At 64.1% G+C, this 16,987-nt stretch carries 13 protein-coding genes and 6 pseudogenes; 14 read left to right on the forward strand and 5 right to left on the reverse strand.

Annotated elements, in window-relative coordinates; all coding sequences use genetic code 11:
* Positions 1-113: 113 nt before the first annotated feature.
* A pseudogene (locus ACFQH2_RS00130) lies at positions 114-470 on the reverse strand (EamA family transporter); the annotation flags it as partial.
* Positions 471-538: 68 nt separating this feature from the next.
* Positions 539-1,348, reverse strand: coding sequence for an inositol monophosphatase family protein (locus ACFQH2_RS00135; protein WP_377055664.1), 810 nt, complete (start codon positions 1,346-1,348; stop codon positions 539-541).
* Between the two features lie 426 nt (positions 1,349-1,774).
* Here ACFQH2_RS00135 and ACFQH2_RS00140 point away from each other — a divergent pair, with 426 nt between their 5' ends.
* Both ACFQH2_RS00140 and ACFQH2_RS00145 read left to right on the forward strand, forming a co-directional pair.
* Positions 1,775-2,203 (forward strand): 30S ribosomal protein S12, encoded by a 429-nt coding sequence (locus tag ACFQH2_RS00140; RefSeq protein WP_238478078.1) that lies wholly within the window; start codon positions 1,775-1,777, stop codon positions 2,201-2,203.
* A 2-nt stretch (positions 2,204-2,205) separates the two neighbouring features.
* Positions 2,206-2,820 carry a 30S ribosomal protein S7 gene (locus ACFQH2_RS00145; protein WP_377055667.1) on the forward strand — a complete coding sequence of 205 codons (615 nt, stop codon included), beginning with the start codon at positions 2,206-2,208 and terminating at the stop codon, positions 2,818-2,820.
* Positions 2,821-2,866: 46 nt separating this feature from the next.
* On the opposite strand, the gene ACFQH2_RS00150 is transcribed toward ACFQH2_RS00145, so the two are convergent.
* Complete coding sequence (locus ACFQH2_RS00150; protein ID WP_377055669.1) at positions 2,867-3,652, reverse strand: DUF5781 family protein; 786 nt, start codon at positions 3,650-3,652, stop codon at positions 2,867-2,869.
* A 137-nt stretch (positions 3,653-3,789) separates the two neighbouring features.
* On the opposite strand from ACFQH2_RS00150, the gene ACFQH2_RS00155 reads away from it, so the two are divergent.
* The 3 genes and pseudogenes from ACFQH2_RS00155 to ACFQH2_RS00165 all read left to right on the forward strand — a co-directional run bounded on the left by ACFQH2_RS00155 (position 3,790) and on the right by ACFQH2_RS00165 (position 7,157).
* Complete coding sequence (locus ACFQH2_RS00155) at positions 3,790-5,352, forward strand: phytoene desaturase family protein (RefSeq protein ID WP_377055671.1); 1,563 nt, start codon at positions 3,790-3,792, stop codon at positions 5,350-5,352.
* 24 nt (positions 5,353-5,376) lie between these two features.
* Positions 5,377-6,265 (forward strand): annotated as a pseudogene (locus tag ACFQH2_RS00160) (prenyltransferase).
* A 224-nt stretch (positions 6,266-6,489) separates the two neighbouring features.
* A pseudogene (locus ACFQH2_RS00165) lies at positions 6,490-7,157 on the forward strand (carotenoid biosynthesis protein).
* On the opposite strand, the pseudogene ACFQH2_RS00170 reads toward ACFQH2_RS00165, so the two are convergent.
* Positions 7,158-8,110 (reverse strand): annotated as a pseudogene (locus ACFQH2_RS00170) (phytoene/squalene synthase family protein).
* Positions 8,111-8,292: 182 nt separating this feature from the next.
* On the opposite strand from ACFQH2_RS00170, the gene ACFQH2_RS00175 reads away from it, so the two are divergent.
* Entirely contained in the window at positions 8,293-8,670 is a 378-nt protein-coding gene (locus ACFQH2_RS00175) for a universal stress protein (protein ID WP_377055679.1), read from the forward strand.
* Positions 8,671-8,777: 107 nt separating this feature from the next.
* On the forward strand, positions 8,778-9,545 hold the full coding sequence (locus ACFQH2_RS00180) for a hypothetical protein (protein WP_377076309.1): 768 nt from the start codon (positions 8,778-8,780) through the stop codon (positions 9,543-9,545).
* Positions 9,546-10,006: 461 nt separating this feature from the next.
* Here the strand turns inward: ACFQH2_RS00180 and ACFQH2_RS00185 are convergent, their stop codons facing one another.
* Positions 10,007-10,606, reverse strand: a complete 600-nt coding sequence (locus tag ACFQH2_RS00185; RefSeq protein WP_377055685.1) for an alpha/beta hydrolase — start codon at positions 10,604-10,606, stop codon at positions 10,007-10,009.
* Positions 10,607-10,658: 52 nt separating this feature from the next.
* On the opposite strand from ACFQH2_RS00185, the pseudogene ACFQH2_RS00190 reads away from it, so the two are divergent.
* From ACFQH2_RS00190 to ACFQH2_RS00220, 7 genes and pseudogenes are all read left to right on the forward strand, one after another.
* Positions 10,659-11,512, forward strand: a pseudogene (locus ACFQH2_RS00190) (PspA/IM30 family protein).
* Between the two features lie 189 nt (positions 11,513-11,701).
* On the forward strand, positions 11,702-13,357 hold the full coding sequence (locus ACFQH2_RS00195; RefSeq protein ID WP_377055689.1) for a long-chain fatty acid--CoA ligase: 1,656 nt from the start codon (positions 11,702-11,704) through the stop codon (positions 13,355-13,357).
* Positions 13,358-13,673: 316 nt separating this feature from the next.
* Complete coding sequence (locus tag ACFQH2_RS00200; protein ID WP_377055691.1) at positions 13,674-14,699, forward strand: hypothetical protein; 1,026 nt, start codon at positions 13,674-13,676, stop codon at positions 14,697-14,699.
* A gap of 138 nt (positions 14,700-14,837) precedes the next feature.
* A complete protein-coding gene (locus tag ACFQH2_RS00205; protein WP_377055693.1) occupies positions 14,838-15,206 on the forward strand; it encodes a rhodanese-like domain-containing protein in 369 nt (122 codons plus the stop codon).
* Between the two features lie 40 nt (positions 15,207-15,246).
* Positions 15,247-15,588: pseudogene (locus tag ACFQH2_RS00210) on the forward strand (threonyl-tRNA synthetase editing domain-containing protein); the annotation flags it as partial.
* A gap of 259 nt (positions 15,589-15,847) precedes the next feature.
* Positions 15,848-16,438, forward strand: a complete 591-nt coding sequence (locus tag ACFQH2_RS00215; protein ID WP_377077014.1) for a hypothetical protein — start codon at positions 15,848-15,850, stop codon at positions 16,436-16,438.
* Positions 16,435-16,983, forward strand: a complete 549-nt coding sequence (locus ACFQH2_RS00220; RefSeq protein WP_377076310.1) for a His/Gly/Thr/Pro-type tRNA ligase C-terminal domain-containing protein — start codon at positions 16,435-16,437, stop codon at positions 16,981-16,983. The genes ACFQH2_RS00215 and ACFQH2_RS00220 overlap by 4 nt, the downstream gene beginning before the upstream one ends.
* Positions 16,984-16,987 lie beyond the last annotated feature (4 nt).

Genomic DNA, 16,987 nt, shown 5'->3' on the forward strand with positions numbered 1-16,987 from the left:
GCCTTGCTGTGGACGAGTCGTCGAACCGGCGCAAACAGCGAGCCGCTGCGATAGTTCGCTACGTAGACTGCGAACGTTGCGACGACGACGCCCGCGACCTGCAGGACCGAAAGGTACTGCCCGAGCAACACCACCTCCAGTGGCAGAACAAACACCGGAACAATCTTGCTAATCGGTGCAACGTAGGAGACGTCGCCGAGCGTGAGCGCCCTGTAGAACGTAAATAGCGCAAGCGCGGTGAAGCCGGCCGTTCCGAGCAGGACGATGCCGCCACGTGGCCCGACAACGGGGACGACCGCAGCGACGGGGGTCGTCAGTAATACTATCGGGAGATACCACGTAACGCCGACAGCGTAGGTCGCTCCGACGAACAGCGTCGGCGGGTAGTGGTCGAAGTATCGTTTGACTGCTACGACATAGCTACCCAGTATCACGGCTCCGGCGACGGACAGCGCAAGGCCGTTGCTCACGATATCGGCCTCGGGACTATCGGGCCAGCGGCCAGCGGGTAGCAGCCTGCGTCAGTCGACAGCACAGACTACCGCAACCCCTGTGCAGCATCGAGTAACTGCTCGTGCACTGCACCGTTCGAGACGACCATACTATCACTATCCGCGGTCCACCGGTCGCCGTCGAGGTCAGTAACGACGCCGCCGGCCTGACGAACCAGGTGTGCTCCGGCGAGACTGTCCCAAGGGTTCGGTCGCTGTGGCGTTACCGCGGCGTCGAGACTCCCGTCTGCGATCAGCGCGAACGTCGCCTGCGCGCTACAGAGCCGGAGTGTCGTCCCGAACCGTTCGAAGACCGCTCCCAGCCCCTCGACGTACGTCTCGCGCTCACCGTAGGACGGAGGAATAATCGGGGCGACTGTCGCGGATCGTTCGTCCGACTGCTCGCTGACGGTGATCGGCTCGTCGTCGCGATGCGCGCCCGTTTCCTCCGCGTGATACGTCGTTCCAATCGCGGGGAGTACGCTGCAAGCGGCTACTGGCTCGCCGTCGACAGTCGCCGCGACGCTTGTCGTCCAGTAGTGGAGGCCCCGGACGAAATTGAACGTGCCATCGATCGGATCGATTACCCACGCCCGCCCCGTCGATGGGACCGTTTTGACGGCGTCGTTTTCCTCGCCGACGATGGTCGCCGCGGGATCCCGGTCGGTCAGAACCTCGACGACGTGGCGCTGTGCTTCCCGGTCGGTTTCGGTGACGACATCCGCCGGGCCGACCGGGCCCTCGCCATTACCTTTGATATCGACGTCGAGGTCGGCCTCGAAACCGGCAGCCGCGACCTGTGCGCCGGCCGCTGCCGCGGCGGTCGCCACGGCCCCGATATCGACGCGTTCAGACATCGCCGTTCCCCGTTAGGATCGGGACTGGCTTCAGATCGATCGACTGTCCGAGCAGTGGTTGGTCCATGGCGAAGGAGAGTCCCCCGCGGGTACAAATATCTTACAATGAGCTGATAGTACTCGAACGTACTCGAACGTATCGGGACTGACGGGTCAGTTCTACTACGTTACAGTTCGGGGAGGGTTACACGTCCGACCAGGGCTTCGACGCCGAAGCCACTAAGTCGCCGTAAGGCGGCCGATCCGAGACTCGCTTGTGATCGGATAGCCCCGACAGGAACCGTTTCGTTTCACGACCGAGGCGAACCGCTACGACCATACAACGGTCTCAGATCGCTTTATCACACCCTGTCGAGGCACCTCACGCCGTAACTCCGGAGATAAAAGGGGATGCTTAAGTGGTTCCATCGGGTAGTCGGGTGTACTATGGCAAACGGCAAATACGCCGCGCGGAAGATAAAGAAAGACCGCCAGAGCGCACGGTGGTCCGACTCGGAGTACGCGCGACGCGAGCGCGGCCTCGGCGAGAAGTCCGACCCACTGGAGGGCGCTCCACAGGGTCGAGGTATCGTTCTGGAGAAAGTGGGCATCGAAGCGAAACAGCCCAACTCTGCGATCCGGAAATGCGTCCGTGTCCAGCTGATCAAGAACGGCAAACAGGTCACGGCCTTCTGTCCCGGCGACGGCGCAATCTCCTTTATCGACGAACACGACGAAGTTACCATCGCCGGGATCGGCGGTGCGAAAGGTCGTGCGATGGGTGACCTCTCCGGCGTTAACTACAAGGTCGAGAAAGTCAACGGCGTCTCGATGATCGAACTCGTGCGCGGAAACGCGGAGAAACCGGTTCGATAATCATGGCGGCAGAAGACCAATCCGACGCCGACGAGTCAATCGAGACCGAGGACGAAAGCGCAGTCGCCAAACTGTTCGGCGAGTGGGACGTGACGGGGATCAGCTACTCCGACCCCAGCACCGAACGGTACATCACGGTCACGCCGGTCGCCCACACGATGGGTCGACACGCCGGCAAGCAGTTCCAGAAATCCGAGATCTCGATCGTCGAGCGACTCATCAACCGTCTGATGCAGACCGACGAGAACACGGGCAAGAAGACGCAGGCTCTCAACATCACCCGAGAGGCCTTCGAGATGATCCACGAGCGCACCGAGGAGAACCCGATCCAGGTGCTCGTGCAGGCCGTCGAGAACGCCGCCCCGCGTGAGGAGACCGTCCGCCTGAAGTACGGTGGCATCTCCGTCCCCAAGGCCGTCGACGTCGCGCCCCAGCGCCGCGTCGATCAGGCCCTGAAGGTCATCGCAGAAGGCGTCTACGGCTCCTCGTTCAAGACGACGATCGACGTCGAGGAGGCGCTCGCGAACCAGCTTATCGGCGCCGCAAACAACGACGTCAACACGTACGCAGTCAGTCAGAAAGAAGAGAAGGAACGCGTCGCCGCCGCCGCAAGGTAACTCTACTCTCGCTTCTTCGTTTTTGTTCGTTCGCTACTGGCAAGACTCAGTCGGCGGCCTGGTCGCTCCCGGCCGCGTAGGCCCGCGTGGCGTCGACGAGATGTTTCCGGTAGTCACTTGGGTCCGGGTCGTCCTGCAGGTCCTTGAATCGGCGTTTGAACCCCTCCAGTTCGATTCCGGGCGCGTCCCGGGCCGCCGCGTACGCGAGGTCGTAGAGGCGATGGTCGGCCTCGACGAGGTCGTGGCGCTCCAGCAGCGCAAGCGCGAAGGCGGCGTTGACGACGGTCATCTCCGTATCCGACGCCGCGGTGAGTCGTCGCGCTGGTTCGCGGTGACCGTCGAAGCGCACCTCGGGGGTTGCAGGGGCGGCCCCTGGCTGGTCGGCGAGCGCGGCGGCGAGTTTCGACTCGAAGAAGGCGACGAGTTTGTTCGTCGGGCCGACGGAGAGGGTGATGTCATCGGCGTAGATATCCTTCATGTGGTTGGCGATCTGATAGCAGTGCGTGAGCGTCCGCTGCTCGACGCTCTGTCCTGCGAGCGCGAGAAAGAGCACTTCCTCGGTCGATTGGACGTGAGATGGGTGGCCCTCCTCGTGGCGTAACATGTGGGAGAGTTCGTGGAGAGCGAGTTCGCGAGCCATCGTGCTCGTCGCCGCCTGCTCGGAGATGTTCAGGACGTGGTGGTCGTCGTAGTGGGAGGTCCACGTTCGCTCGTCGGGGTTCGAGCGGACGTACACCTCGACCGGTCGGGCGAGATCGTGTTCGGTCTCGAACAGGTCCTGTGCCCCGAGAAACGGGGCGGCCGAGGCGGCTCCCTGTACGTTCAGTTCCATGTCTACTTCTAGCACGGAACGGAGCGGTATGAGGCTGTTGGCGAGGTCGGAGCAGTCCGGAGCAGTAATCCGTTCGAGTACCGGAGAGACCGTGCCTGTCAGGAGCATTTACAATCGGGCGGCCCTACCCACCGAGTATGCAACCTCTATCGGGACAGTCTGTCGCCGTAATCGGAAGCGGGTTCGGCGGCCTCTCCACTGCCTGTTACCTCGCTGATGCCGGTGCGGATGTCACCGTCTTCGAGAAGAACGAGCAACTCGGGGGCCGAGCAAGCCGTATGGACCGCGACGGCTTCCACTTCGATATGGGCCCGTCGTGGTATTTGATGCCCGATGCCTTCGAGCGGTTCTTCGGCTACTTTGATCGGGAGCCAGAGGAGTTCTACGAACTCGAACGGCTCGACCCCCATTACCGGATCTTCTTCAAGGACGACGGCGAGACCTCACTCTCCGGTTCCAAGAGCGTCGAGGACGTCCCCAACCGCCACCAGCGCGAGAGCGGCGAGGTCATCGACCTCGTCCCCGACATCGAACAGAACAAGGCGCTGTTCGAGTCCTACGAACCCGGCGCTGGCGAGGCGCTGGACCGATATCTCGACCAGTCACGCGAGAACTACCGTGTCGGAATGGACGGGTTCGTCTACACCGACCGTAGCCGGTTCCGCGACTGGATCGACATGGATGTCCTGCGCAACGCGCGCGGCCTCTCGCTGATCGGATCGATGCAGGACCACGTCGAGAACTACTTCGACCATCCGAAACTGCAACAGATCGTCCAGTACACGCTCGTCTTCCTCGGCGGGTCGCCGACCAACACGCCTGCGCTGTACAACCTGATGAGCCACGTCGACTTCAACCTCGGCGTCTGGTACCCCGAAAACGGGATCGGCGGCGTCGTCGACGGGATCATCGAACTGGGTGACGACCTCGGCGTCGAGTACCGGACCGGCGAGGCAGCCACGGAGATCAAGGGCCGCGCGGGCGGCTTCCGTGTCGAGACGGAGACGGGCGGCGAAGAGGTCGACTACGTGGTCAGCGACGCCGACATGCCCTACACCGAGCAGGAGCTACTACCGCCCGAGAAGCGCCAGTACAGCGAGGAGTACTGGGAGTCGAAGACCTACGCTCCCTCCGCCTTTCTCATGTATCTCGGCGTCGAGGGCGACGTACCCGAACTCGAACACCACACGCTCGTACTGCCATCGCAGTGGGACGAGCATTTCGAGCAGATCTTCGACGAACCGGCGTGGCCCGACGACCCCGCCTACTACCTCTGTGTCCCCTCGAAGACCGACGATACCGTCGCGCCGGAGGGTCACAGCAACCTCTTTGCGCTCGTGCCCATCGCGCCCGGCCTCGACGACGACGAGGAGACTCGCGAGTGGTACCGGGACCGCATCCTCGACGATATCGCCGAGAACACCGGGACGGAACTCAGAGATCGAATCGTCGTCGAGGAGATATTCTCCGTCTCCGATTTCGCCGGGCGGTACAACAGCTACGACGGGACGGCACTGGGGATGGCCCACACGCTCACCCAGACCGCGGTCTTCCGGCCGAACCACCGTTCCAGCAAGGTCGACGGCCTCTACTTCGCGGGATCGTACACCAACCCCGGTATCGGCGTGCCGATGTGTCTGATCAGCGGCGAACACGCCGCGAACAAACTGATCGAGGATTACGGCGACGCGACTAAGTGATCCGAAACACGTGACTCAGACGACGTGATTCCGACCACGACCACTGGCGGTGCGGCGAACCAGCAGACGCCCGGCGAGCGGTTACGCTACCTGTTCGTGCTGTCGCGGCCGCGGTTCTGGCTCTATCTGGCCGGGCCGGTCGCCGTCGGCGGCGTCTACGGGGCGTCGGAACTGTCCGCACTCGTATCGCCCGTGCTGGTCGCCCTCTTTGCGTACTTTCTCGTGCCCGCGAACGTCTTCCTCTACGGCATCAACGACGTCTACGACGCCGAAATCGACGCCGAAAACCCCAAGAAAGACGATGGCGGCCGCGAGGCGCGCTGGGGCGGCCAGCGTTTCGTCGTCTACGCCGTTTTGCTCTGTGGCGTGCTGCGATTCCGACCGCCCTGCTGTTGCCAGCGGCGGCCTGGCCCTGGATCGGCCTGTTCGTCCTGCTCGGCGCGGAGTACAGCGCTCCCCGGCGAGATTCAAGACGACGCCGCTGCTCGACTCGCTCTCGAACGGGCTCTACGTCGTCCCCGCGATGGCGGCGTACGCGACGGTTGCAGGGAGCCAGCCGCCCGTAATCGCCGTTATCGGGGCGTGGCTCTGGGCGATGGCGATGCATACGTTCTCGGCGATTCCCGACATCGAACCCGATAGACGCGCCGGTATCCAGACGACGGCAACGCTACTCGGCGAGCGGACGACCTACGGCTACTGTACCGTCGTCTGGGGACTGGCCGCAGTCGCCTTTGGACTGCTGGATCCCCGACTCGGTGCCGTCTTCGCCGTCTATCCGGTGCTCGTCGCCGCTATCGGGCTTTCGTCGGTCCCCGTCGACCGCGCATACTGGTGGTATCCGGTGATCAACACTGCCGTCGGCGCGGTGCTGACGATGGGGAAACTCTGGGAAATCGCACCGCCGATGTAGGGCGCGCCGAAGCGGTTCGTTGATGTGTCATGCAACCGGAGTACGGGGTAATGGAGCGACGCGCTGTCGAAGGGAGACTGGATTCGCTGATCCGGGACAACCGTGTGACGATAGCGATCACCTTCCCCCTCGTCGGGACCGTTCTGCTGATCGCTGCGGCCGAAGGCGTGGTGCCGCGGTCGCTGGCGTTCAATCCGTTTCTCCTGCTGGGCGCGGTGATGGTGATGCGACTCCCGCTGATCGGCGGGCTTGCACCGCTGATCAATCGACGGGTCGCTACCGGGCTCTCGGGGCTGGTCGGGTTTAGCTGGGGGATCGAACTTCTCGGGGTGACTACCGGATTCCCCTACGGCGATTTCGAGTACCTGATCGAACTCGGGCCGATGCTACTGACGCCGTCCCAATCGCGCTGCCGGTGTTTTATTTCCCCATCCTGCTCAACAGCTATCTGCTCTGTACGCTGATGCTCGGCGACCGGATGGAGTCGCTACCGATCCGGTTCCTGTCGGTCCTGCTCGTCGTCATCACGATGGATCTCGTGCTCGACCCCGGTGCGGTCGCGCTCGGCTTCTGGGGCTGGGACGCCGGCGGCGCGTACTACGACGTGCCGGTGCAGAACTACGTCGGGTGGCTTATCTCCGGCATCGTCGCGGTCGGCGTGCTCACGCTATCGTTCGACGCCGACGCCCTGGACCGACGTCTCGACCGATGTGAGTACGTACTCGACGATCTGATCAGTTTCGGCATTCTCTGGGGACTGGTCAATCTCTACTTCGGCAACCTCGTTCCGGTCGCGCTGGCCGCAGCACTGCTGGTGGCACTGTTCCGCGCGGACTGGTTCGACTTTGCCGGCCTGACGAGAACGACGCCCCAACAACCGATCGAACAGTAGCTACTGCGCTGGCGTGGTGTCCGGCCGATCCGGGTCGTGTCGCGGCGTGTCGGTTGCCGAAATAGAGCTGACACGCTGGAAGACGGCTTCCGGATCACGGTTCCACTGCCAGTGCCAGCGGGTCCGCGCCGCGAGCCAGAGCTTTCGGGCCATACTCAGGTCCGGTTCGTTCGAGACCGTATCGAAGCCACACTTGCGGATGAGTCGGTGGTGGTCGGCGTACAGAACTGCCGACAGCAGGACGGGGAACTGGCAGTCCTCGGGGAGATACTTGATTCCGGCGACCCCCTCCTGATAGAGCGCCTCGGTCCGGGCCATCTCGGACTGGATCGCACTCCCGATTTCGGGCGTGAACTCCAGGTTTTCGACGTCCTCGACCGACGCGTCGTGCTCTTCGAGCGTCTCTAACGGGAGGTAGATGCGGTCCCGGTCGATCACGTCCTCGCGAACGTCCCGGAGGAAGTTCGTCAACTGGAACGCCTCCCCGAGCGCGACGGCATGCGGGAGCGCGGCCTCTGGCTGATCGAGATCCATTATCTCGGTCATCATCACGCCGACGGCGGCAGCCGACCCGCGCATGTACTCTTCGAGTTCCGCGTAGGTTTCGTAGCGACTCTTGTAGATATCCGTCTTCATCGCGTCGATGAAGTCGTCTATCTCGCTCTCGGAGATGTCGTGTTCGACGGCGATGTCACGGAACGCTTCGAGTACTGGCCCCTCCGGTTCGCTCTCGCCGAGTGCCTGTTCGCGAAACGCTTCTGCTGTGCGGCCTGCTCTTCTGCCGGTGTATCTCCGGCATCGTCGACCACTTCGTCGGCCACCCGGAAGAACGCGTAGAGGACGTACGTTGGATGTCGCGCGTGCTCGGGCAGAAATCGCGTTGCGACATGGAACGTCCGCCCGGTTCGGCGCTGGATGGCCTTCGTTCGTTCAATCTGTTTGCTATCGACCATATTACGTGGGAGACCTGACGGCTACGACGTTGAGATCATCGAGTCGGGCGAACATGTTAGATTCGTGTAACCCGCTAGGAGCGATGGCGTATAATTATTTGTGTGGCGCGACGATCAAAAATGGCCCGTTCCCGGGGAATATATCGGCGGGTTTAGGAACGAGGAGCGTGTCCCTGTCACACATGCGTTATCTTCTCGGGACGGACTCGGTACACACGACCGCAAGCGCCTGCGACTACCTCGAAGGGCGGGCCGGAGCGGGCGATACTGTCGTGGCGGTTCACGTTCAGTCGGCCGACGACGACGCGCGGGACGGCCGCGAGGCACTCAACGTCGCAACGGTCCGCCTCGGTGCCATCGCGGACGTCGAGACGGAGCAACGGACCGGCGACCCCGTCGAGGAGTTGCTCGCGAGCGCCGGGGACCACGACGTCGACGAACTGGTCATCGGCCCGCGGAGCGGCGAACCCGGTGCCGACCAGGGCATGGGTTCGGTCGCCTCTGAGTTGCTCGGCCAGTCCTCGCGGCCCGTCGTCGTGGTCCCGCTGGAGGAGTTGTAGCGTCGCGACCCACCGCCGGCGCCAGTGCCGATATCTTCTTTCCGACGCGCCCCAACTCACCCAGTATGCTTCACGTCTGTCCGGCCTGCCGGGTGCAGCGCGCCGATATGACCGTTCGATCGGACGAGTCGCTCGTCGTCTGTCCCGAGTGTGGCCACGAGCGGTCCTTCGTCCAGCCACCCCTCTGTATCGTCACCGGCGCGGCCGGGACGGGCAAGTCGACGATCCGTCGCATGCTTGCTGGGCGGGTCGATGCCGTGTTGCTGGAGGACGACGGTATCGCGCACGAGGACTGCGCGTTCGAGGAGGCCACGTTCAACGAGTACGTGCTCCGACTCTGCCGGACAGTCGCACAGTCGGGCGTTCCACCGGTGCTGTTCACAACGGGGCTTGGCGTCCCCGAGAACGTCGAGGGGTTAACCAACAGACGTTACTTCGGCGACTCTCACTATCTGGCGCTGGTCTGTGAGGATGCCGTGCAGGCCGAGCGCCTCCGAGACCGGGCAGGCTGGGAGGGCGATAGTTACTGGGCCGATGTGGACAAACAGGCCGAGTTCAACCAGTGGTTCCGGAAGAACGCGGACGAGGCGGGTATCGAGTTGGTGGATACGACCGGGGCGACGGTCGAGGAGACGGCCACGGCCGTCGAGCAGTGGCTCGACGCACGACTCGACGAGTTCGAGACGGCCAGAGCGGTCTATCCGACCAGAACGTCGGATTCGTCCCGATACCGGCTACAGCTTTCGGCGATCCACGCCCGGAGTTCGGGGGCGCGGCTTACGAGCAGCGCGCCCGGTTCGCCGGTAGCATCGAACGCACAGAGGACGGCGACGTCGTCCAGCAACAGGAGGCCGATGGGGGCGTCGCCGTCGTGACCGTAGAGCGTAACGTCCTCGCCGGCCAGGCGTGATTCGACGAGCGAGAGGGCAGGCCCGTCGAGGCGCTCGCGGGCCGCACCGGTGACGACGAGCGCGGCCCGCAGGCCGTCGAAACCGTCCGCCCCGTCGAGCAGTGACATCGGAAGGGTTGGCAGGACGCCGGTCGCCGAGTCGGCGTCGGCGACGAGCGAGAGCAGTTGCCGGCCTGGCGTCGGGTCCTGCCCCGTAACCGTCGCCGTCGCATCGAGGTCGTCGATGCTCATGTCGAGGACGCGCTCGACGAACGTCGCGAGGGCCGCCGCTGGTTTCTCGGCATCCGTTTCGGGCGATGCGTCGGTTGGGGAGTCGGCCGCGTCGGATGGCGCAGTCTCGGCAGGATCAGTAGGAGGCATTGATACCGAGTAGCCGTCCCACGCAGTTGAAGTTGTGGCGTCACGCGATTTGGCATGTCGCCGCGCTCACGGGGCAACGATATCGACCAGAAACGCGCTGACGCGATCCGCGACCGTGGTGTGCTGGCCGACGAAGAAGTGGTCCGCGGCGAGTTCGTCAGTCCGGTGATCCAGTTCCAGGGCGCGCTCGACGACCGGTTCCCAGTCGACGGTCGCGTCGCGAGCACCGTAGACGACCTGCACCGGCGCGTCGATGGCGTCGAGTGCCGGTACAGCATCGAGGTCGGGTGCAAGCGAAGCCGTGGGGGCGAGAGCGGAGACTGCCCCAGGGTTGGCTTCGACGGCCGCGAGTAGCGCGATGGTCGCGCCGAAGCTATAGCCGAACAGGCCAACGCGCTCGTAGCGCTCGCGCGCCCAGGCGACCGCGTTGTGGGCGTCTTCTCGCTCGCCGTGGCCCTCGTCCCACGCCCCGTAATCGAAGCGCAGGCAGTCGATTCCGGCACCAGTGAGCGCGTCCGAGACCGCCGTCAGTCTGGCGTCGTGACGCGTCCCCCCATGCTCGGGATGGGGTGGGCAGGCAACGACGACGGCGTCGCTTCCCGTACCGGCCTGATCGAGCGACCCGCGGACGTCGCGCTGGCCGGGAACGAGTACCGATTCTGGCATGCATTTCGGTTACGTCGGTGATGTTTTTAATCACGCGGTACACAGGAAAGGTATGGGAGTGCTCTCGCGCGCAAGTTACGTAATCCGATCGAAAGTAAACGCCCTGCTCAACAGGGCCGAAGATCCCAGCGAGACGCTGGACTACTCGTACGAGCAACTTCGTGACGAACTACAGGACGTCAAGAAGGGAATCGCCGATCTGACGACCCAGAAGAAGCGATTGGAGATGCAAAAACGCAAACTCGAGGACAACGTCGAGAAACACAACGAGCAGGCCCGACAGGCGGTCAAGCAGGACCGCGAGGACCTCGCCCGGCGTGCCCTCGAGAAGAAGAAGACGAAGATGACCCAGATCGAGGAGCTGAGGGCCAGATCGCCGATCTACAGAATACACAGGACCAACTCGTCGAGCAGAAAGAGACCCTCCAGCAACGCATCGAGGAGTTCCGAACAAAAAAGGAGACGATCAAGGCCCGCCACGAGGCCGCGGAGGCCAGCGCCCGCGTTTCCGAAGCCGTGACGGGCGCGGGCGACCAGTTCGGCGACGTCGGCCGAGCAATCGAGCGAGCCGAGGAGAACACCGAAGAACTCGAAGCGCGCTCGGCCGCCCTGGACGAACTCCAGGACGAGGGCGTCCTCGAGGATCAGCTTTCGGACAAGAACGATCTGGAGCGGGAACTGGAAGACGTCCACACGCAGGGAACCGTCGACTCGGAGCTAGAGACGCTCAAATCCGATATGGGCAAGGAGACCGAGGAGGCCGAAGAGACGACGCAGGAGGAGCCACAGTCGGTGGCGGAGCCTGATCTCGAAACCGAACTCGAAGAGGACGTCGACGTTGAGGCCGAAATCGCCGATTCCGAGATCGACGACGAACTAGAGCAACTCCGCGACGACGAGGAGTAAGCGACCTCCAGACGGGGGAGACGCCTCAACCGATCCCGTACCGACCAGTTCCTACATCGGTTCGATAGAAGTCCCGGCCAGTACGGCGGCGCAGTCGGTCGGGGCGTGCACGAGTCGTCTGGTCGAACGGCCACTCCGTTCCGAGTTCGCCCACAAACATTTATAACTATTAATAATAAATTTGCAGCCATGGGTGGACACGATCAGACATTGTCGCCGTTCCTGTGGCGTGCCGAGCACATCTATCCGGACCACGAAATAGTCGCTCGAACCCCGGAGGGCGTGACCCGATACACGTACGACGAGTACGCCGACCGGACGAAACAACTGGCGAACGCACTCGACGAGTTTGGCATCTCGAAGGGTGACCGGGTCGGGACCTTCTGCTGGAACACGGCGAGACACTTCGAGACGTACTTCGGCGTCCCGAACATGGGGGCACAGCTCCACACGATCAACCCCCTGCTTCCGGACGGTCACATCCAGCATATCGTCGAGGATGCCGACGACAGAATCCTCTTCGTGGACCCGTCACTCGCGGAGAAACTCGCCGGGGCGTACGACCCCGAGGCCTTCGAGAGCGTCGAGCAGTTCGTGATCATGGGCGAGGCGGTGCCGGACGTCGACCTCGGCCCGATGGTCGATTACGAGTCGTTCGTTGGGGACCAGCCCGCGGCCTACGAGTGGCCCGACCTCGACGGCGAGCGCCGTGCTGGGATGTGTTATACCTCCGGGACGACCGGTATGCCGAAAGGCGTCGAGTACACCCAGCAGATGATGTGGTCACACACGATGGCGATGTTGACGCCCCAGGCGCTGGGCGTCGACGATTCGGACGTCATCATGCCGGTCGTACCGATGTTCCACGTCAACGCCTGGGGGATGCCCTACGCGGCGGCCGCCGCCGGCGCGAAACAGGTGTTCCCCGGTCCGGCACCCGAGCCCGCGGATCTGGCAGGGCTCATCGAGGAGGAAGGGGTGACGATGGCAGCGGGAGTGCCGACGGTCTGGCTCGATCTGCTGGAGTACGTCGAGGACAACGACGTGGACCTCTCGACGCTCGAGTACATCATCATCGGCGGTGCGGCCCCACCGAAGGCGGTCATCGAGCAGTTCGGCGAACTCGGCGTCGACGTCCTCCACGCCTGGGGGATGACCGAGATGTCGCCGGTCGGGACCGTCGCGACCATCAAGCACGACCTGGCGGACGCGTCGGCCGAGACCAAACTCGAGAAACGGGCGAAACAGGGACTCATCGTCCCCGGCCTGGAGTTCAGAGTCGTCGGCGACGACGGCGAGGAGATCGTGTGGGACGGCGAGGCCTTCGGCGAGTTGTACGTGCGCGGCCCGTGGATCACGACCGAATACTACAACCGACCCAGAGCGAACGAGACGGACTTCGAGGGCGAGTGGCTGCGAACCGGGGATATCGTAACCGTCGACGAGGACGGGTACATCGAGATCGTCGATCGGGCCGACGACGTGATCAAATCCGGCGGGGAGTGGATCTCCTCGCAGGAACTCGAAAACGCGATCATGGCGCACGACGACGTGAGCGAAGCCGCCGTCATCGGCGTGCCACACGAGCGCTGGCAGGAGCGTCCCGTCGCGATGGTCGTCACCGCGTCGGACGTCTCGCGTGATCGTCTCGTCGAAGAGCTACGATCGATGCTCGAAGCGGAGTATCCGAAGTGGTGGCTCCCGGACGGGTTCAAGTTCATCGACGAGATTCCGAAGACTGCGACCGGAAAGTTCTCGAAGAAAGACCTCCGCGAGGGGTTCGAGAGCGAGGAACTCCTCGAAGGAGAGCCGCCCGAGGAGGCCGCCCCCGACCAGGACGACTGACGCCCGCCGAGAACGGGGCCGTTTCCGCTGCAGGTTCCGCCATCTCTCAAAGCGCCACACAGACTTACTACTGCGGGCGTCGTGGTTTGCGCATGGGCCATGGTCAGGTTTTCAACGATACTCATCGGTCTTGGACTCGTCCTCGCAATTGTTCCGCTGCCATTTCCGTTCCCCGGCGCCGGTGTCGTCGCTGGAATCCTGTTGATACTGATCGGACTGGTGATACGACTGTTCGGTGGGTGACTCGAACCGGGACGGCCGAATGCTTCTCGCACTGTCCATTTTTGGATTCAGCAACCGACACTCACCACGATAGATGAGTTCGGAACCAAGCGACACGATGCACGAGCGAGTCAGTGGCAGCGGTGTCGGGTTCTGGATCCTCCTCAGGGTACAGCGGTGGGCGCTGGTCGGTGCGATCCTGGTGATCGTCTACGTCGCACTGGTCGCGCTGAGTACTATCGGATTCAGCCCGCTCCGGACGGTCGTAGCGAGCGCCAACGCGAACCACTGGATCTTCTCGGCGTTCATCGGAGCGATCATCACCGGGACGTCGATCGTCGTCACGATCAACCAACTCGTGCTTTCACAGGAACTGGGCGCAGTCGGCGATCAGCGCGAGCGCATGAGCGAGGCAATGGCGTTTCGTCAGGACGTCGAAGCGGCGATCCAGGACGGCACGAGTCCGGCGGAGCCGTCCGCGTTCCTCTACGTGTTACTCGACAGTATCGAGGAGCGGGCAAACGGACTCAAAGAGCAGATCGAAGACGAGCGCGACGAGACACTCGAAGAAACGATCGACGAGTACGCAGACAACGTCATTCGGAACGCCCAGTCCGTGAAAGCGAACCTCAAGGGGGCAGAGTTCGGTACCTTCGAGGTGATCTGGAGCGCGCTCGATTTTAACTACTCCTGGAAGATCAGCAGAGCACGACAGCTCCGTTCCAAGCACGCCGAATCGCTGTCTGACGAGGCGACCGAGGAAATGGACGAGATGATCGAGGTGCTGAAGTTCTTCGGGCCGGCCCGCGAGCACTTCAAGACGTTGTACTTCCAGTGGGAACTGATCAACCTCTCGCGCGCGCTGCTGTACATCGCGATTCCCGCACTGACCGTGATGGGGACGATGCTCATGTACGTCGATGCGAGCACGCTACCCGGAGCCACGCTCGGTATCGACAATCTCGTCTGGCTCATCAGTGCGGGCTTCGTCGTCGGTATCGCCCCGTTCGTCGTGTTCATCGCCTTCGTCCTCCGGATCACGACCGTCGCAAAGCGAACACTAGCCATCGGGACGTTCATCCTCCGGGAGACCGATCGCGAGTACGAGTTCGACGAGTGACGTCACGAAGAGCGACGCCGACCTGATCGGTCAGTCCGGTTCCGGGGATCCGATGCCGAGGGGCTCCGGCAAACCGCGGGGGACTGCTGTGCCCGGAGGATCCGGGCGCTTTTTTCCGGCGGTCCCATACACGCTGACGTGTCAACTACGTACCCGGACGAACTCGATGACCGGCTCGACGGCGACGAACCGTTCGTCCTCGACATCCGCCCTCGCGACGCTTACCAATCGGGCTCGATAGCGGGCAGTTATAACGTGCCGGTGTACAACGACCTCCGGAGCGGCGACGAGTCGTCGTTCCGCGCGGAGTTGGACGAACTACCGGACGACGAGGAGATAGTCGTCGTCTGCAAGATGGGCATCGTCGCCAAGCGGGCGACGGGGCTCCTGAACGACGAGGGGTACTCGGCAAGCACGCTTGCCGGTGGAATGAGCGGCTGGAACGGCTATCAGACGGGCTCTATCGGCTACAAGCTACGGTCGCTGCTCTGGCGACTGCGCCGATAGCGGGTCGGCACGCTTTTTCCTCGACAGCCGAGCTATCGGTATGCGACTGCTCGCCGTCCACGTCGAATCGCTCTCCTCTGTGCCGGTCCACTCGCGGGCGGACACCGAGCCCGACGAGCATCCCGAGCGCCTGACCGTCGAGCAGTGCGTCGGCGCGTTCGTCGGCGTCGAGGCGAGCGATAGCGCGCGACTCGAGTCAGTCGTCGCGGCGGCGGCAGAGGAGCTACGCGCGGCGAGCGAGCAACTCAACACCGACCGGATCGCACTCGTCCCGACACCGCATCTGGTCGACGATCCGGCCGATCCCGCCATCGTCGAGGACGTCTTCGACGGTATCGCGGCAGCGGTCGCTGGACTCGACGTCCAGCGCGTGCCTGCGGGCTGGCATCTCGAACTCGACGTCCGGACGAAGGGGCATCCGTACTCGGTTCGCTCCCGACGGCTCACCGGCGAGGAGCGGGCGGCAGCGACGGCGTGCGAGAGCGAGTGGTTCGTCGTCGACGGGGGGCGGACGGTGGAGACGTGCTGCATCCGATGGCCGATGACACCGACATCCCACCACGACTCGAACCGATCGTCGCGGACGGGAGACGGGGGCACGGCGCGGCAGTCGGGTCGAGCGCGTCCTGGTCGAGCAGGAAGTGGCAGCCGAGGACGGCATCGCCGCGAACGGCGAACTCCGGTGGAACCAGCGCGGTGTGACGATGCGTGCGTGCGTCCGGGCGCTGCTCGACGACCAGTTCGAGGGGGTGGGAGCGACGCCGATCCGGACGCCGGAGAGCTACGATCCGGCAGTGAAAGCGGTTCGCGAGCATCTCGCGGCGGAGGGCTGGAGGACGGGCGGGGAGACGGTGCGCCGACGAGCGCTCTGTCCCGGCCATCTCTGGGCGTTCGCGGACACCTCGCTCGATGCCGACGCACTACCGGCGACCCTCTGGGAGGTCGGGACGTGTACGCGAGACGGGCCGTCGGGACCGCGAACCGCGACGCTCCCGGAGGCCCACACTGCGGTCGGTGATATCGACGCCGCGCTCTCGACCGTGGAGGACCGACTCTCGCTCGTCGACGCGCTCGATTCGACGCTCGGACTCGACCGGGTGCCGGTCGTGCGCGTCACCGGCGCGTTCTACGACCAGCACGGCACCTGGGTCGACGCCGTCGTCGAGGGGCTGACGCGCCGGTCGCCGTCGAGCGCGGTGCCGTCGGCTCTCCGTTCACCGTCGAGTTCGTGACGGACGCGGGAGACGGCATCGTCGACGCTGGCTGGGTGCGACTCGACGTTGACGGCCCGGCGCGGTTCGGCGTCGAGAGCCGCGGGGAGACGCCCGTCGTCGTCCACACCGCGCCGGTCGGGACGGTCGAGGCACTGTTGGCGGCACTTCTCGGCGGGGACGCGCCGGTTCCGACCTGGCTTGTGCCGACGCAGGTCAGACTCGTACCGGTCGCCGACCGGCATCTCGACCGCTGTCGGTCAGTCGCGGCGACGCTGGCAGAGCGCGGCGTTCGCGTCGATGTCGACGACAGGAAGCGGACGGTCGGCGAGCGCATCGACGCGGCTGGCGACGACTTCGTCGCCCAGTATGCCATCGTGGGCGACCGGGGCGACGAGCGCGACGAACTACGGCTGACCGACGCGCGGGACGGGACGACGCGAGAGACGACCGCCGAGGACGTCGCCGACCGGATCCGCTCGTCGACACCGCTTTCGCGGGCAGTTCCGCGCCGCGGCCCGTTACTACTGAGCGAACGACTGGCCATCGGCCGGATAGACGACTAGCGTA

The organism is Natronoarchaeum sp. GCM10025703 (genome assembly GCF_042661985.1).
Lineage (GTDB): Archaea > Halobacteriota > Halobacteria > Halobacteriales > Natronoarchaeaceae > Natranaeroarchaeum.

Coding starts and splice junctions, on each gene's coding strand:
- ACFQH2_RS00150 (WP_377055669.1), bottom strand. CDS start 3,652: ATGGAACTGAACGTACAGGGAGCCGCCTCGGCCGCCCCGTTTCTCGGG.
- ACFQH2_RS00185 (WP_377055685.1), bottom strand. CDS start 10,606: ATGCCAGAATCGGTACTCGTTCCCGGCCAGCGCGACGTCCGCGGGTCG.
- ACFQH2_RS00200 (WP_377055691.1), top strand. CDS start 13,674: ATGAGTTCGGAACCAAGCGACACGATGCACGAGCGAGTCAGTGGCAGC.
- ACFQH2_RS00195 (WP_377055689.1), top strand. CDS start 11,702: ATGGGTGGACACGATCAGACATTGTCGCCGTTCCTGTGGCGTGCCGAG.
- ACFQH2_RS00140 (WP_238478078.1), top strand. CDS start 1,775: ATGGCAAACGGCAAATACGCCGCGCGGAAGATAAAGAAAGACCGCCAG.
- ACFQH2_RS00145 (WP_377055667.1), top strand. CDS start 2,206: ATGGCGGCAGAAGACCAATCCGACGCCGACGAGTCAATCGAGACCGAG.
- ACFQH2_RS00135 (WP_377055664.1), bottom strand. CDS start 1,348: ATGTCTGAACGCGTCGATATCGGGGCCGTGGCGACCGCCGCGGCAGCG.
- ACFQH2_RS00180 (WP_377076309.1), top strand. CDS start 8,778: ATGACCGTTCGATCGGACGAGTCGCTCGTCGTCTGTCCCGAGTGTGGC.
- ACFQH2_RS00155 (WP_377055671.1), top strand. CDS start 3,790: ATGCAACCTCTATCGGGACAGTCTGTCGCCGTAATCGGAAGCGGGTTC.
- ACFQH2_RS00175 (WP_377055679.1), top strand. CDS start 8,293: ATGCGTTATCTTCTCGGGACGGACTCGGTACACACGACCGCAAGCGCC.